Source organism: Candidatus Latescibacterota bacterium, assembly GCA_019038625.1.
In the GTDB taxonomy this organism is placed as follows: Bacteria; Krumholzibacteriota; Krumholzibacteriia; order Krumholzibacteriales; family Krumholzibacteriaceae; genus JAGLYV01.
Window position 1 is genome coordinate 13,046 of the sequence record JAHOYU010000110.1, and the last position, 15,409, is coordinate 28,454.

Annotated in this window: 8 protein-coding genes and 1 tRNA gene; 7 read left to right on the forward strand and 2 right to left on the reverse strand. The window is 51.3% G+C overall.

The genetic code is table 11. The features are described 5' to 3' along the window. The first annotated feature begins 107 nt into the window (after positions 1-107). The 5 genes from KOO63_08505 (at position 108) to KOO63_08525 (ending at position 8,166) form a co-directional block, all read left to right on the forward strand. Complete coding sequence (locus KOO63_08505) at positions 108-4,154, forward strand: hypothetical protein (protein MBU8921847.1); 4,047 nt, start codon at positions 108-110, stop codon at positions 4,152-4,154. A 146-nt stretch (positions 4,155-4,300) separates the two neighbouring features. Further along, positions 4,301-4,954 (forward strand): hypothetical protein, encoded by a 654-nt coding sequence (locus tag KOO63_08510; protein ID MBU8921848.1) that lies wholly within the window; start codon positions 4,301-4,303, stop codon positions 4,952-4,954. 52 nt (positions 4,955-5,006) lie between these two features. Continuing rightward, positions 5,007-6,356 (forward strand): SpoIID/LytB domain-containing protein, encoded by a 1,350-nt coding sequence (locus tag KOO63_08515; protein ID MBU8921849.1) that lies wholly within the window; start codon positions 5,007-5,009, stop codon positions 6,354-6,356. Beyond that, positions 6,353-7,960, forward strand: coding sequence for a hypothetical protein (locus KOO63_08520; protein MBU8921850.1), 1,608 nt, complete (start codon positions 6,353-6,355; stop codon positions 7,958-7,960). The genes KOO63_08515 and KOO63_08520 overlap by 4 nt, the downstream gene beginning before the upstream one ends. A gap of 131 nt (positions 7,961-8,091) precedes the next feature. Then, a tRNA-Asp gene (locus tag KOO63_08525) sits at positions 8,092-8,166 on the forward strand. A gap of 116 nt (positions 8,167-8,282) precedes the next feature. Here the strand turns inward: KOO63_08525 and KOO63_08530 are convergent. After that, positions 8,283-8,600, reverse strand: a complete 318-nt coding sequence (locus tag KOO63_08530; GenBank protein MBU8921851.1) for an RNA-binding protein — start codon at positions 8,598-8,600, stop codon at positions 8,283-8,285. Positions 8,601-9,118: 518 nt separating this feature from the next. On the opposite strand from KOO63_08530, the gene KOO63_08535 reads away from it, so the two are divergent. Together KOO63_08535 and KOO63_08540 are read left to right on the forward strand one after the other, a co-directional pair. After that, on the forward strand, positions 9,119-10,693 hold the full coding sequence (locus KOO63_08535; GenBank protein ID MBU8921852.1) for a C69 family dipeptidase: 1,575 nt from the start codon (positions 9,119-9,121) through the stop codon (positions 10,691-10,693). Positions 10,694-10,795: 102 nt separating this feature from the next. Next, on the forward strand, positions 10,796-12,055 hold the full coding sequence (locus KOO63_08540; GenBank protein ID MBU8921853.1) for an MFS transporter: 1,260 nt from the start codon (positions 10,796-10,798) through the stop codon (positions 12,053-12,055). Between the two features lie 112 nt (positions 12,056-12,167). Here KOO63_08540 and KOO63_08545 read toward each other — a convergent pair whose 3' ends face one another. Next, a complete protein-coding gene (locus KOO63_08545) occupies positions 12,168-15,326 on the reverse strand; it encodes a prolyl oligopeptidase family serine peptidase (GenBank protein MBU8921854.1) in 3,159 nt (1,052 codons plus the stop codon). Positions 15,327-15,409 lie beyond the last annotated feature (83 nt).

The window sequence follows — 15,409 nt, forward strand, 5'->3', positions numbered from 1 at the left end:
AAAGGACCCGGTCAGCCGGGTCCTTTTTTTTTGTATCTTCTGTCCCCATCTGTTATAATTACACGTAGAACATACTGCAAATTCCCCCCTGGAACAGGAGATTTCACTTGTCACTATATCCTCTCTCTTTCAGGTCGATCACGAGAGCGGTCCTGCTGGTAATCTTCGGTCTGCCTTTATTGCTTTCGAGTCTGATGGGAGCGGGAACGCGGCTCGTTTCTTCTGATATCTCGTCTGCCGTTTTTGAGATCGATATCCCTGTTGTCGACATTACGAGGATGGAAGATGGACGGGTAAAGCTCAGAATCGAGGGGTATGGCACATTCTCTCCAGAGGGTGCATCGGAGCTTCCGGGGCGAACCTTTCTTGTGGCAGTTCCAGCCACAGGTGTTGTTCGAGTCGAATGGAGCATCATCTCACAAAGTGACCTGGGTATCGTCGATCTGTACAGGGTCCCTGGAAAGAGGCTGGTCGAGGGTGAGGACGGCACGGCGTTGACCGAGTTTTTTGAAGCGGACGATCCATGGGATGGAGAGATCAGACTGGAAAGAGTGGCTGGTGGCAAGCCCTCTTTTATGGGGAGGCAGAGAGTAATTCCCATAAGGGTAAATCCTGTATTCAGGGCGGGTGGCCGTTTTGCGGTGGCGACGAAGATCAGGGTCACAGTTCTTTCGACAGGCGTTGATCGGGCAGAGATGGTCCCGGATGCAGAAGTGGTGAGGATCTCTGGAGCATGGAGAAGCCTCTATGACGAACTGCTTGTGAATCCCCTGGATGTGGAGAAGCATGTACTACCGCTGAAAAGCCGTATGTTCGTGAGATCTCCCTTCGAAGCCGGTAAAAGGCTGAAGATCAGGATACCCGAGACGGGACTATACTCGATCAGGGCGGATTCTCTTATAGCTGCCGGTCTTTCGCCCGACCTTTCAAATACCGGGTTTGCTCTGAAAAAATATTATTTCGACGGGAACGAGCCTGGTCTCGTCAGGAAAGTCGATATTCCGATACACATAATAAAAGGAGAATCCTCACCGCCCGATATCTTTTCGGGGAACGATCTGGTCATATTCCATTCGTATGGTATCAAGGACGATGTCGATGCGGGTGATGTTCATGCCTCATATACGGATTTCAATATCATCTGGCTCGAAGAGGACGTCCCGGGGGTCCTGATGACGGAGTCGGTCATGGAGACAGGATCGGCGCTGCTCGTTTCCGTCTTCGATGCCACCGTTATCGAGAGAAAGGATGCCTGGTACGAAAAAAATATCAATGCAGGGACTGAAGATTTCTATTTTCTGAAGGAACCGGTGTTGGCCCAGGCCGTTATGCCGTTTACTCTGAACGATCCCGAGCCACTTTCGACATTCGATCTGACCGTTCGGTTGATGGGCCTCAAAAGACTCGTTCTACACCAGATCCTGACCTTTCAGTTGAGAAATTCGTCTGGTACATACGATATCGGTTCTGATGAGGTATCCGGGACGAACAACGAAGTATATACATTCAGCGGACTTTCGTCCGGGTACCTGGTAGATGGAGAAAACGAACTGCTTATCTCGAGTGGGACCATGGGGGGATTTACAGTGAACGATTTCACGGTTGATTATCCCGCACGTTTCACCTCGTCCGATAACATGCTTGAGTTCATATTAAAGGTCGCCCTGCCAGTCCAACAGGTGGAAGTCACCGGTCTAGACATCGATGAAGGATACGTCATCGACATATCCGCCCCCTCCTCGCCTGTGTTTTACGATGTCCCCCATGAAAATTTTCAGGACAATACCACATCATTTTCGGCGATCCTTAAGTTGCAGACTTCATCCGACTCAAAATACGTATTTCTTGCCAGAGGGGCAGGCGGTCATATCAAGGTCGACTGGATCTCGGTGGACGACCCTTCGTCCCTCATGGCCGAAGGGGGCCCTTTCGATGCTCTTGTCATCTCACACCCGGATTTTCTCCCCCCGACTGAGACCGTACTGTCCGACTATGTGGCCTGGCGGGAGGGTATGGGCTTCAGGACCCTCACCGTCAATATCGAAGACATATACGACGAGTTCAACGGAGGACTGAAATCGAGCGATGCGATCAAGCGGTTTATAAAGTACGGTTTCGACAACTGGGGAGTTGAATATGTGGTCCTGGTGGGGGACGGGAATGAAGATCACAAACAGGTATTCTATGATCCAAGCCCACTCAGGGGATCACCCCCCGACTTTATTCCTCCATTTACCTATAGCATAGATGTGATCGGGAGTTTCTATGATGATGAAGTGATCTCCACCGATAAGTATTACACATATCTGGACGAGACATGGCCAGAGAGCGGGTATCCGGATGTCTTTCTTGGTCGGCTTCCAGTGGCGAGCAATATCGAGCTCAGGGCTATGATGACCAAGATCAGGGAATACGAGAATACGGAAAATGATGATGGCTGGAGGAGGAATGTCGTCCTGTTCGCTGATGATGCCTGGTCCGACTATCCCAACTACCGTTATAAGTCGGGAGAACTTCACTTCGAGCAGGGGATGGAGAGGATTGCCCTGGCGATTGAGGACGCGCTTCCCGGTGGGTTCGATGTGGACCGGTTGTTCCTTGCCAGATGGACAGATGGGGCTCACGAAATAGGCGAGTCGGGAGTGGTGGTGTTCAGTGAAGCGACAGATTCGACGAGGACATATTTTACTCCATATCTGCTCGACAGGCTGAACGAAGGAGCCCTTTTCTTTTCCTTCCAGGGGCATGCTCACAGGGCGCATCTGAGCAGCGAGTCCGGATTTTCGATGTTCAGCCAGTACAGGGACCTCAACCAGCTCACTGCGGCCAGGAATTTTGTTTTTCTCGGTGCGGGATGCCATATCAGCCAGTTTGCTATTGTCTCCGAGCTCGGCAGGCTCAGCGATGGGCCGAACGGGGACTGTATTACCGAACAGATGCTTTTCAAGTCCCGGGCCGGAGCTGTGGGAACGTATGCCAGCACGGGGTTTGAGGTCCTGGACCAGAACGAGTATTTTTTCGACACGCTTCACGATTATATCTTCAAGACACCGCCGACGGACTCTATTCCTCCCTCCAGGACAGGGACGGGCGCACATTGGGTCCTGGGCGAAATGATAACCATGGCAGAAATCGAGCACATAGGTACCACCTATTATGGGTTTGATCAAACGTTCCGGTACGTATTACTGGGCGACCCCATGCTGACGATCGATGCCGGACCTCCTAATATGACTCTGGAAGCCGACTGGGGTGACGGCTGGGTCAGCCTGGACAGTGACACACTTAGATCGGGGAACAGTTCTAACACCGGAAGACTGAGATTCACCGCCACGGATGTAGTGGGGTTGGGAGGAGTGAAGTTCGTGGTCGACGGGGAGGACCGGACCGGTGATCTGGAGATATCGCGGTCAGGTGACGAATCTCTGACATGGCCGAGAAGCTGGTCGGCAGAGACGGACTATGTAGTGTCGCTCGACGATCATTCGCTGTTGTTCTCGGTCCTGACTCCGGATGGGACAGAAGCGGGAAGTATCGAGTTGATGGTTGAGACCGGTGTAAGGCTTTTTCACAGTGGTGATATAGAGATATTTCCCGGTGGAGAAGCTCCCCCGGAGGGTGAGTTTCGTATTGTGATAGATCTTCCCGTCTACCTGCAGGAACCTCCTCTCATGGAACTGGACGGAATCGAGTTTGCCGGAGCGAATCTGAGTGTGCCGGATGGAGCCGATTCGACGCACTGGGAAGGGACATTCGAAGCCAGGTTCGTGGGTGGCAGCCACACCTTCACGGTTTACGTGGGACAGCAATCGGTCGAATTCACCTTCCTGATATCGGGGAGCGAACTGGTAATGGACAGTTATAACTACCCCAACCCGTTCAGGACGGGTACGAAAATATGTTATACGCTGAATTTCCCCGCCGATTCGGGAAACATAACGATATACAATGTAAGCGGGCGACTTATCAGGACGCTGCCAGTCCCTTCGGATATGCTTGAAGCAGCAGATTATAGTGCTGCGAACTTCGTCTACTGGGACGGCAGGGATATGGCCGGTGACCGAGTTGCCAACGGCAGCTATATCATACTTCTCGAGATGGTTAAGGACGGCAGGGATACACGGTTTCAGTCCATCTCGATCAAACTCGAGTAAGCACTCGTCGTCAATTGCGAGAAGAACAATCTCAGATTCCTCTTGTCCGTACAGCGAGATACTCAAGAAATCTCTTTACCTCGCGAACTCTTCCCTACTAGAATAGTCCCGGAAGGATCAGATTATAAACAAACGGAGGTCGAGACTTGGACACGCGCCTGGATGAGCTCAGGAGCAGGAGCAATCGATTGATCGTCGGGATAGAAGCCGGGAACAGTAACCGGAGTATCTCTGCCGCCATCGTGGAAGTCTCGGGCAGGGGAGACGATACTATAATAGATATCTATTCGTTTAAGGATATCGAACTCCCCGGGGAACTTGTCGCAGCTCTGGAAGCTCTTGGCAGGATCGACGATTTCGATTCAGAAGAGATAGCCGGCATCAATTTTCTTCTGATCCACCAGATAAACGGCCTTTTTCAGGACCTTTTCGACGATATTCAACTGGAACCGGAAGATGTGGACGTGCTGGGAGTAAAATGTCTGGAAATAGCTGGTAAACGGCTCCCGGAGGATCCTTCGGTGATCAGTGAGATGACAGGTTGCATAGTCGCGAGTCGGTTCAGAATTGAACTGGAGAACGGTAAGGGACCGGAACTCGATATCGTGGAGCCTATTCTGAGGAAAATGGTAGGAGAGATCATGGAAAGGCTCGAGATCGATATGGAAGCCAGCGAAGCTGTCGCGGTGGCCCTGATGGCCAACGAATCCGTATACAGCGATGGGGTGGAAGTGGATAAGGCAGATCCCACGGACAAGGAGAGAGCCGGTCTTTACGGAGAATTCTATTTTCCTGCCTGAGCCATCCGGTCGCTGCTCTCCCCGTTAAACTATCATGATGAAAGGCTGTTTGATGAGATACGCGATCGTGGGAATAGCTATACTCGCTCTCGCAACGGTGATTTCTTGCGGAAGGCCGGAACCTGTCTACATTTCGGGAGACCCGGAAGCGCCCGATGAACAGTCATCACTGCCGGGCCCTGATCCTTCAGTCCATACAGGGACTGATCATTCGCCTCGAGTACGTGTGTTGATCCTGGAGACATCAGACAGGATAAGGGTCGAAGTAGATGGGGCCCAGGTAGAGGCGGCAGGATCAGATGTGCCCGGAAAGGCTCGCTCGCAAACGAAGGCCGATATTCGGGGCCGACTCGATATCACCCGAAATGGGAAGGAAATAAAGGTAGCCGGGGGTGGGCGGACAATCGCCCGTTCTCCCTGGATCATGATCAGGCCGGAGCCAGGCAGTGATTTTCGGATCGAAGGAAAGATCTACAGGGGCGCTCTTCTTCTCAGGAACATGGGCAGGCGTATTCAGGCTATCAATGTGATCGGTGTGGACGACTATATCAAGGGTGTACTTCCATCGGAGATCGGATATCTCCGTAAAGGCCAGTATGAGGCATACAGGGTGCAGGCCATCGCGGCCCGTTCTTATGCGATGGGAAAACTCGAAGAAAAGAAAAATTCTCCTTATGATCTGAAGGCGACGATAATGGACCAGGTCTACAGAGGAGTCGGTGGTGAAAATACTGAAGCGTCAGCAGCCGTCGATGAGACCAGGGGACTGGTTGGATTGTGGAATGGCAGGGTGATCACAGCCTACTACAGTTCCTGCTGTGGAGGGCATACGGCCGATATACGGGACGGGTGGCCCTGGAAAGCTGATTTTCCGTATTTATACGGCAGCAGGGATTCGGAAGGCCGCCGGGGAAAGTCCTTTTGTCGTGATTCAAGACATTTCAGGTGGGAACACAGCTGGGACGGCCGGGCTCTTTTCCAGATCCTGAGGAAGACCCTGTCTGCCGAGCTGGGTAATCGTGTCGCGCCATTCTCAAGGCTTGTCGATATAAAGGTAGACGGTCTTTCAAAGAGTGGTCGGGTCAAGGCTCTTGTCTTTGTGACCGACAGGGGCAGGTACAGGGTCGAGGGAGACAGGTTAAGATGGGTGATGAGGCCCGAATCAGCCAGTGGGTCGATCCTCCGAAGCACACTATTCAAGATGAAAGTGACCAGGTCAGGTGGAAGGGTCGCTTCAGTTTCATTAAAGGGTGCCGGGAATGGGCACGGTACAGGTATGTGCCAGAGCGGAGCGATCAAGATGGCCGAGGAGGGGTATGATTTCAGGGAGATCCTGCTCCACTACTATCCAAAAATAACTATCGAAAGGGTCTATCAGGCCGAACGGGGAATGGATCGATGATAAACGATATCATCAGAAAACTTTCACCCCTTATCGTGGTTGGCCTCGAGGGGACCGTCCTCACCGACAGGGAAAGGGAGCTTCTGGCTGCCTTTCCGCCCGCCGGAGTGATTTTCTTTGCCCGTAATGTTGTGGACACGGCCCAGTTGAAAGGTCTGGCCTCTGAAGTATCGGATATCATCATGGATGCTTCCGGTCTGGTCCCACTGATCATGGCGGACCATGAAGGCGGTCGGACCTCTGTCCTGGCAAAGGCGGTCGGAACGCCCCCTTCACAGATGTCTCTGCTCAGGGCAGAGTCACTGCTTGGAGAGAAGGGGATGCTGGAGGAGACATTCAGGGAGACTGCGATGAGGATGCTTTCCTGCGGCATCAATATGACTCTGAGTCCAGTGGCTGATATTAATTCCGAGTATCTCAATCCCATCATCGGTACCAGAGCATTCGATATTGCTGCCGATCCTGTCTGTGACGCGGTGTTAAGAGCTATCCTGGCGCTCAGGGAGACAGGGATACTTACATCGATAAAACATTTTCCAGGGCATGGGTCCACTACCGGTGATTCCCATCTGGTCCTGCCAAGTGTCGGAAAGACGATTGATGAATTGATACAGAGTGATATGGAACCGTTCAGGTCGGGGGTCAGTGCTGGGGCGGATACGGTGATGACAGCGCATATTGCTCCTGCGGACCGTTCTCTTCCAGCTTCGCTCGATCCGTTTATCATAGGTGATCTGCTGAGAGGACGATTGGGTTTCGATGGGGTCGTCATCACAGACGGCCTCGAAATGGCAGGTATCCTGACAGGCAGGGGGTTGACGGGAGCTGCTTCCGGGCTTAATTCCGGTGAGGGCTGCCTTCTCAAGCCTGCCTGTGTGTTGAGGACAGTCCTGGAAGCGGGAAATGATATTCTTCTGTTTTCGCGACCAGCAGCAGAAGTCTATGCGGAGATAGAAGAGATGCTGCCTCTTCTTGAAGATGATCTGGATTTCTGGCATGAAGAGTTCGATGATATATTGGCCTGCTCGAGGCCTCGTGTGGACGAGTTGAGGTCCAGGGCCGTAGCAGCTGGAAGGTCGGGGGTGGACAGGGCATGGGAGTTTTCGGACGAAATATATGAGAGAGTATCGGATATAGTGACAGGAGTTGCTGGCAGAGCCGGACTGGCGGGTAGGCCCACATTCGATGATTCGACGCCGATAGTATTCTGTGGGGAAGAAAAGGATTTTTCATATTTTACGACAGCAAGTTTCATCTCCATCCTTTTATCCGAGACTGGCCGCACGGAGGGGGTTGCCCCCACTCCGGAAAGGGCCCTTGAACCGCTTTTCGAAGGTTCGTCTCCGCGCTCACGCGAACCAATGAGATTCTTCAGCCTGTCTTATGGTTCCCGGTCGGAAAAACCTTCAGGTGTCCTGGTCATGATGGGGCGCAGACCTCTCATAGTCGAAGACCTCAACCGTCTTGCAGAGGGATTCGATACGATCGTGGTAACAGATTGGCCATGGGCTTCAAGGCTCATCGATACACAAAAAAAGATTATAACTACCTATGGAATATGTGATTCGGCAGCTTCAGCTGTGGCAGGTCTGTTGAGTGGATAGGGAGCCTGAGCAGAATCAGAATTTATTTGACATTAGGACCATACCCTGTTATTAATATTCATGTTGGGCAGGGTTGACTGCCTGTTTTTTTTCAGTCATCCGGGATGTCCTGCACGTAAAATGATTAGTACGGGGTCGTAGTTCAGTTTGGTTAGAACGCCTGCCTGTCACGCAGGAGGTCGCGAGTTCGAGTCTCGTCGGCCCCGTTTTTTTTGACCGGACGATCAGATGGTCGGTCGGTCTTTTTTTGTCCTGATAAAAAGAAAAAGCGGAGGATGATCATCCTCCGCTTTTATTTATATGGAATATCGAACCAGGGCTTCTAGTATCTGTCCCGGCCGTATCCGCCGCCGCCACCGCGACCTCCGCCTCCTCCGCCTCCTCGTTTGTCCTCGCGGGGCTTTGCCTCGCTGACTTTGAGTGCGCGGCCATCAATTTCCTTGCCGTTGACACCTTCGATGGCTTTCAATGCTTCTTCGTCATTGTCCATCTCTACGAAACCAAAGCCCCTGGATCGATCCGTAAACTTGTCCTTGATAATGCGGGCTGAACTTACAGAGCCAAAAGGGCTGAAGAGCTGATTAAGATCATCATCAGTCGTTGAAAACGGGAGGTTTCCAACATAAATATTCTTTGCCATTTTCTTAAAGGTCCTTTCTAAAACAAAAACTGAATCGGAATCTAGCCACAGATACTGTTGTAGCCTGCAGCATCTTCATTTCTTTTCGGGCATCACCTCAGTTTCAAAGCGAAACAAAACACCGACGACCATATCCTTTTGAACCGATCCGACACAGTTCCCAAGTCCTGCTTCGAATAAGATTTGTCCTGGAAAATATAAGACAGGTAAATTACTTTTTCGAACCGTTTCTTGAAACTGGCCGCTATTTGATCGCTTTTGGTTAAGAGTCCCTGTTATCTCCTTTGTCGGAACTGTCCCTACAATTGAAATATACAACTACATGTCAAGAAAATGCCAGTATTTTTTCCGGTTTTCAGGTAGTAGCTTCTTTCAACCCCGATTCTATTCTGTCTGTTCCGTGGGTGCCTGAAAGAAGATATTGATTGCCTGGCATGATTTTCATTGATATTCTGGCACCCTGTGTGCGGTGCTTCTATCAACCGCTTTCCGGTCAACATTTTCGGTGGAGGACTGTCATGATGCTTTCCCGGTTCACAAGTATTTTATTTACCATAATATTTCTGGTCGGTGTGTGGGCAGGTTCAGGGCTCGAGGCATGCACATGTATTCTTGTCGGGAAGAATGCTTCAGTTGATGGTTCGACGACGACTAGCCATACCTGCGACAGCAGGCTAGACAGGACATGGCTGGAAGTTGTTCAAGGGGCAAAATATCACAAGGGGAGTACTTGTGGTGTCTATCTTGGGTCGAGGTTCACCAGGTATCCCGGCGATACTGCGGGTGTCAGACTGATGGGTCAGATCCCCCAGGTTCGAGAGACGTTCGCTTATCTGAATTCAGCTTACCCATGCATGAATGAAAAGCAGCTCGCGATTGGCGAGTCCACATTCGGGGGAAGGGCTGAGTTGAGGAATAAAGAGGCTTTCTTTTCCTGTGAGGAACTATGTCGCTTCGCCCTGGAAAGGGCTTCTACCTGCAGAGAGGCCATCAGTTTGATAGGGTCGCTTACGAAGGAATTTGGATATAATGATGGTGGAGAGTGTCTTATGTTCGCCGATACGGATGAGATATGGCATTTCGAGATCATCGGTTCGGGAAAGGACAGGGTCGGTTCAGTATGGGCGGCGCAGCGCATACCGGACGACCATGTCGGGGTGACAGCCAACGCCAGCAGGATCATGGAGATCGATCCCGGCGATTCGGAAAATTTCATGACCAGTGAGAATGTCATTGATGTCGCTGTTGAAAATGGCTGGTACGATCCCGATTCGGGAGAGCCGTTCCGGTTCTGCTATGCTTATGACCCGGGGGGACGGACCAGTATGGCCGCGCGCCGAAGGGAATGGAGGGTATTCGACCTGCTTGCGCCATCTCTGGGGCTTGATCCAAACTCTGAGAACTATCCCATTTCTGTCAGACCCGATACCCTGGTCACTGTAAGGCGGGTAATGGAGATATTCAGGGATACCTTCGAGGGTACCGAGTTCGATATGACAAAGTTCATGTACGTGGAGACCGAAGACGGGAAATTCGAGAAGAGCCCGTACGCGAACCCGTTCATGCATTACGATATGATGCCCCTGATGAAGGTCAACGGGGGGTGGGGAAAGATGGGCGAGAGATGTATAGCCAGGTATTATTGCGCATATATCACTGTGACCCAGTCGCGTGGATGGATGCCCGATCCGGTAGGAGGACTGGTCTGGTTCGGATGGGACAATCCTGCCATGACTGCTTTTACTCCTCTCTACTGCGGGATCTCCAATGTGCCCGAAAGCTGGAAACTAAGCGGGCGCCAGGCCTTCGACAGGGATTGTGCCTGGTGGGGGTTCAATCGTGTTGCCGACCTGTCTGCTCAGAAATGGGGGCAGATGAGAGTCGATGTCGATTCCGTAAGAGTGGCGTTCGAAGACAGGGCTTTCGATGACCAGGCAGAGCTGGAGAAAAAAGCGGTAGCCCTGTTCGAAAAAAGCCCAAAGAGAGCCAGAAAGTTACTTACCGAATATTCCTGCGGGTTTGCCGAAGAGACAACGGCTGCGTACTGGGACCTTGGAGACCATCTCTGGTGGAAATACACCGGAAAGTTCTGATGTGTTGATGAGTCTCTGGATAAATGATATAGTCGCGCGGAGATATAGTGATCAAAAGGCCAAAGGAAAATAGCACTAATTAACCAGTCAAGGAGTGGACGGATGGAAGCTCAGGAAGAAACCCAGAGACCGTGGTGGCGGTGGCTGATACTGCTTATGATCAGCATGGTCCTTTTCGGATCCTACTACGTCTATGACGCGGTCACACCGATCAACGATTATATCCAGCAGTCGATGGACATCGACAATTCTCAGTACGGATTGCTGTTCACATTGTATTCTTTGCCAAACCTCTTTTTTCTGGTGGTCTTTGCGGGTGTCCTGCTCGACAGGCTCGGAATAAAAAAGGCAGGGATCCTGTATGCTGGATTATGTGTCTTAGGTTCCCTTGTGACCTCTGTAGCCGCGGACAAGTCTTTTGTCTGGATGCTGGTCGGAAGAGGGATATTCGGGTTCGGATCGGAAGCGGCGATCCTGGTCGTCAACAAGGTGATAGCGAGGTGGTTCAGGGGGAAAGAGCTTTCACTGGCCTTCGGTCTTAATATAACGGTATGCAGGATGGGTACTTTTCTGGCGATGGGGACTTCCGCGATGATCAGGAACAGCCTGGGTTCGTGGACATGGTCGGTCTGGGCCGGTACTGCGGTCATGTTCGTCACATTCCTTCTCTTCCTCGTATATCTGGCCATGGACAAGAAGGGTGTAAGCGCCGGGGAGGATAGCGAGGAACAGGTCGGCATGATGAAGATCCTGAAGGAAGTCCGGAACTTCGGGCCATCGTTCTGGCTGGTGAGTCTTCTGTGCGTGACCTTTTATTCGGCGATGTTTCCCTTCCTTTCACACGCTCCACGCCTCCTTCAGAAGCAGTTCTCGATGAGCGCGACGCAGGCCGGATGGTATACTGCCATGGCTTCAGGGAGTACGATGATCTTTACGCCGATCTTCGGTTTTCTTGTAGACAAGTTCGGCAAGCGGGGGACACTGATGATGCTTGGATCGCTTCTGCTTTTCCCCGCCCATCTTCTTCTGGGATTGACAAATATACATCCTGCCGTACCTTTTATCATCCTGGGCATTTCCTTTTCTCTCGTTCCTGCTGCCCTCTGGCCGGCTGTTCCTATCCTGGTCAAAGAGAATTACCTGGGGACCGCGTACGGTATGATCGGGTGGATCCAGAACGCGGGGCTGACGCTTTTCCCGTGGCTTGCCGGGATCGTGGTCGACAGGAACGGGTATTTTCCTATGCAAATCATGTTTGCCTCTCTGGGTTTTGTAGGCCTGATATCTGCTTTTATACTTCTAAAAACCGACAAGAGGCTTGGTACCGGGTTGCAGCTTCCGAGCAGGGAGGCACAGGCCTAGATCGTTTATACAGATTTTCAGAAAAAGAGGCCCGGGAATTTATTCCCGGGCCTCTTTCTGTGTCTGAATGTGGTGTCACCTGGATATTGAGGCCAGGATCATCCGCCGGTCTTTATTCCTTTTCCAGGATCTTCATCAGGTCCTTTTCAAGAGATTCTTCGGGAGTCTCGACGATTCTGCCGATCTCTTTGCCGCCCCGGTATATGATGATGGTTGCGACCCTTTCGACATCGTAATAGTCCTTCAGCCTTTCTGACCATGTCAGGACTCTTGCCGGTACTCGCAGGTCGGTCGAGAAACGGGAGCTTCCCACTGCATACATCCTGATTTCCGAAACGGGATAATCGACCGTTTCCAGGAGCTTCCAGAGTCTCGGTATCTCTCTCTGTGAGTCGGAGCACCATGTACCGAGGACACAGGTGATCTCGACACCATAGATCTCCTCTTCGATGGCGGAAAGTGTCTCAGGGTCAGGAGTATAGTCGAAGAATTCGTCATCCCATCCTGCGATAGTGTTAGTAATATCCTCTCTTGTCACCTCTCCCAGCAGTGCCCGGTAGTCTTCCTTAAGTAAGACTTCGTGCAGCCCATGGTAAGCGGGAAGGCTTTTCTTTGGAGGATCTATAGCGGGATACATCTCGTCCCACCACTCGGGCTGATCCTTGAGGTACTTGTCGAACCAGGCGATCTGAGCGTCAGACCATGATATTCTCTTTTTGTAATCGATGATAAAATGGTTCTGTCCCTCATATTTGATATATTCGACATCCTTGCCCAGGATCTTCAATGCAGTATACATCTGCTCGCTTTCGCCCGGTGGAACGTTGGTGTCCGCTGCCCCGTGCAGAAGCAGAAGGGGGGTGACGATCTTGTCAGCCGCAAAGAGGGGGCTCTGGTCGACATAGATATCAGGCCTGTTCCATGGGTAACTTTCTGCTGCCGATACAGCGTTATAAGCATATCCCCAATATCCTTCTCCCCAGTAGCTTCCGATCATGCTTATGCCTGCATGGGATACTGCTGCAGCGAAGATATCGGTCTGTGTTATCACCAGCTGTGTCATGAAGCCCCCGAATGACGCGCCTTCGCATCCTACCCTGTATGGATTTACAAATGGATGGGCATCGAGGAATTTTCCTACTCCGGAGATGATCTCCTCTGAGGTCACTTTCCCCCAGTCGTTGACATGCGCGGTGGAGAATTCCTGTCCGAATCCGGTCGCGCCACTTGGCTGGAGTACGTACACGATGAAATCTTTGGCGGCCCAGAGGTTGAACGGGTATCTGCCGGCGAAACGCCTGTCGACAGGCGAAGTCCCTGCGTAATAATAGACGATGCATGGATAGAGGCGAGTTGAATCGAAATCGGGAGGATAGTGGATCCTTCCAATGATCGTAGTCCCGGATTCGGTAACGAAGTCGAAGTCTCCGATCTCACCGATTATTACGTCATCCAGTATTCCGGAGCCGGGAGAAGCTATCTTCCTGACCCTGTCTTTTTTCAGATCGATAGAATATACTGCTGGAGACAGGCTCGTTCCTTCTCCCGCAAATGCTGCTATTGATCTGTTAGATGAAATGCTCAGCCTGCTGACGACATCAGCATCCGTCTTTATCTCCCGGAATGTCTGTTTACGGGCATTGTACCTGTAAAATTTCTTCAGGTCTTTCTTTGCCGCAGTGATGTAGATCCTGTTATCGGCTTTAGACCAGATGGCTCCGGAAATGGCAGGATCGAAATCTCTTGATATGGCTTCTACTTCACCAGTCTCAGAGTCCATGATATAGAGCTGGCCATCGTAATCGTTCGGAATCACTCTTTCTTTCACATCGACTCCGATATTACCGAAAGTGGAGGGTCCTCCTTTGATCAATATCTTTTTCCCGTCCGGAGACCATTGAGCACCACCGACCCAGTGTCCTTTGTGAAGCTGCCTGGTACTCATATCATCGAGATCCAGAAGGATAAGTTCCGATGTGCCGAATGGCCTCTCGGACAGATCTTCATAATATCTTGAGAGCAGGATCTTCCGGCCGTCGGGATGTATATCACTGACGTACGAATCGAATTTTCCGGCGGCCAGTTTCCTCACCGACCCTCCCGGCACGGAAGTCATCATCATGGATGTCCTGTTTCTGGCGAAGCGCTGCCTGTCCTGTATCCCCCGCAGCCTTTTTACACCTGTACCGTCGTCTTTCGCATTGTCATTGATATAATAGACCATCCATGTACCGTCAGGACTCCAGGTGTAACCTCCGAGGTCTTTTATATGCTCTATGACGGTTTCGGTTCTGCCGCTATCAAGGTCGAGGATCCGTATGGAACCCTTTCCATTTTTTCTCGCAGTATATGACAGGCGGTTTCCTGTAGGCGCCCACTCCATATTCGACATTTCGCTTTCACGTATTGTGTTGACGAGTTCGCCGTCCGGAAGCTTTCTTATTTCCCTGTAGCTCTCCCGCTTCCCTTCAGGCGGGAGAAATCTCCAGTAACTTATAAGGGCAAGATTTCCGTTCGGTGATACGTCTATTCCACTGATATTGGGGACATCGAGAACATGTGATATGTTCAATCTCATCGTCGGGTCTGTCGAGACGACCGGTTTTTCCTTGAAGTCATCCGATATCTTCATCGAGGCATCCATTCGCCAATCGGCGACCGTATCGCCGGGGACATGGACCATTTTTGCGATAAGAAGATGTTTTCCCTGCTTAAGATTCGTGCTTCCCGATTTTGCTTCTCCGAGCTTGCCTGTTCCGCTGACCGTCTCTGACTTTACCAGAGATACTCCGTCGATGAATAATTCAAAAGGGTCAGACGAAGATGCTTCGATTTCGATTTTCATCCATCGCGGCAGTTCTATCCATGCCGCCAGGTATGAAGTGGATGGCAGGTCTGTCAGGCTTTCGAGCAGGGTGCCGAGAGTATCGGCTGAAACTTCGGTCCATGACATCGGGCCCTCGAGTGTGTTGACAGAACTACCCACAGACGGGGAAAGACGTCTTAAGTCCATATCCTTAAAAGATAAAAGAAATGCGGCGTCGTTATCTTTCCCGTCCTCATCATGAAACGCTGGAAATTGCGATATTATTGGGCCAAGGCGCAGCCATTGATCGATATGGAGTTTTGCGTCTTCCAGTTTTTCAATCGTCCCCGAGCTGTCCGGCTTTTCCTGTGGTTCCGTGTCAGTCTGGGATAGTGCCGGGATGGCCGACAGGATAATGAAGGCGATAACGACAGACACGAGTCCTGATTTCAGCAGATTCCTCATCTGTTTCCTTTCGTTCCGGTTGAGCGGACTGATGGCAGTATTTAAATGCTTCAAATTCAACAAGCATCGATCGATAAATAATA

Coding starts and splice junctions, on each gene's coding strand:
- KOO63_08515 (MBU8921849.1), top strand. CDS start 5,007: ATGAGATACGCGATCGTGGGAATAGCTATACTCGCTCTCGCAACGGTG.
- KOO63_08520 (MBU8921850.1), top strand. CDS start 6,353: ATGATAAACGATATCATCAGAAAACTTTCACCCCTTATCGTGGTTGGC.
- KOO63_08530 (MBU8921851.1), bottom strand. CDS start 8,600: ATGGCAAAGAATATTTATGTTGGAAACCTCCCGTTTTCAACGACTGAT.
- KOO63_08535 (MBU8921852.1), top strand. CDS start 9,119: ATGATGCTTTCCCGGTTCACAAGTATTTTATTTACCATAATATTTCTG.
- KOO63_08540 (MBU8921853.1), top strand. CDS start 10,796: ATGGAAGCTCAGGAAGAAACCCAGAGACCGTGGTGGCGGTGGCTGATA.
- KOO63_08545 (MBU8921854.1), bottom strand. CDS start 15,326: ATGAGGAATCTGCTGAAATCAGGACTCGTGTCTGTCGTTATCGCCTTC.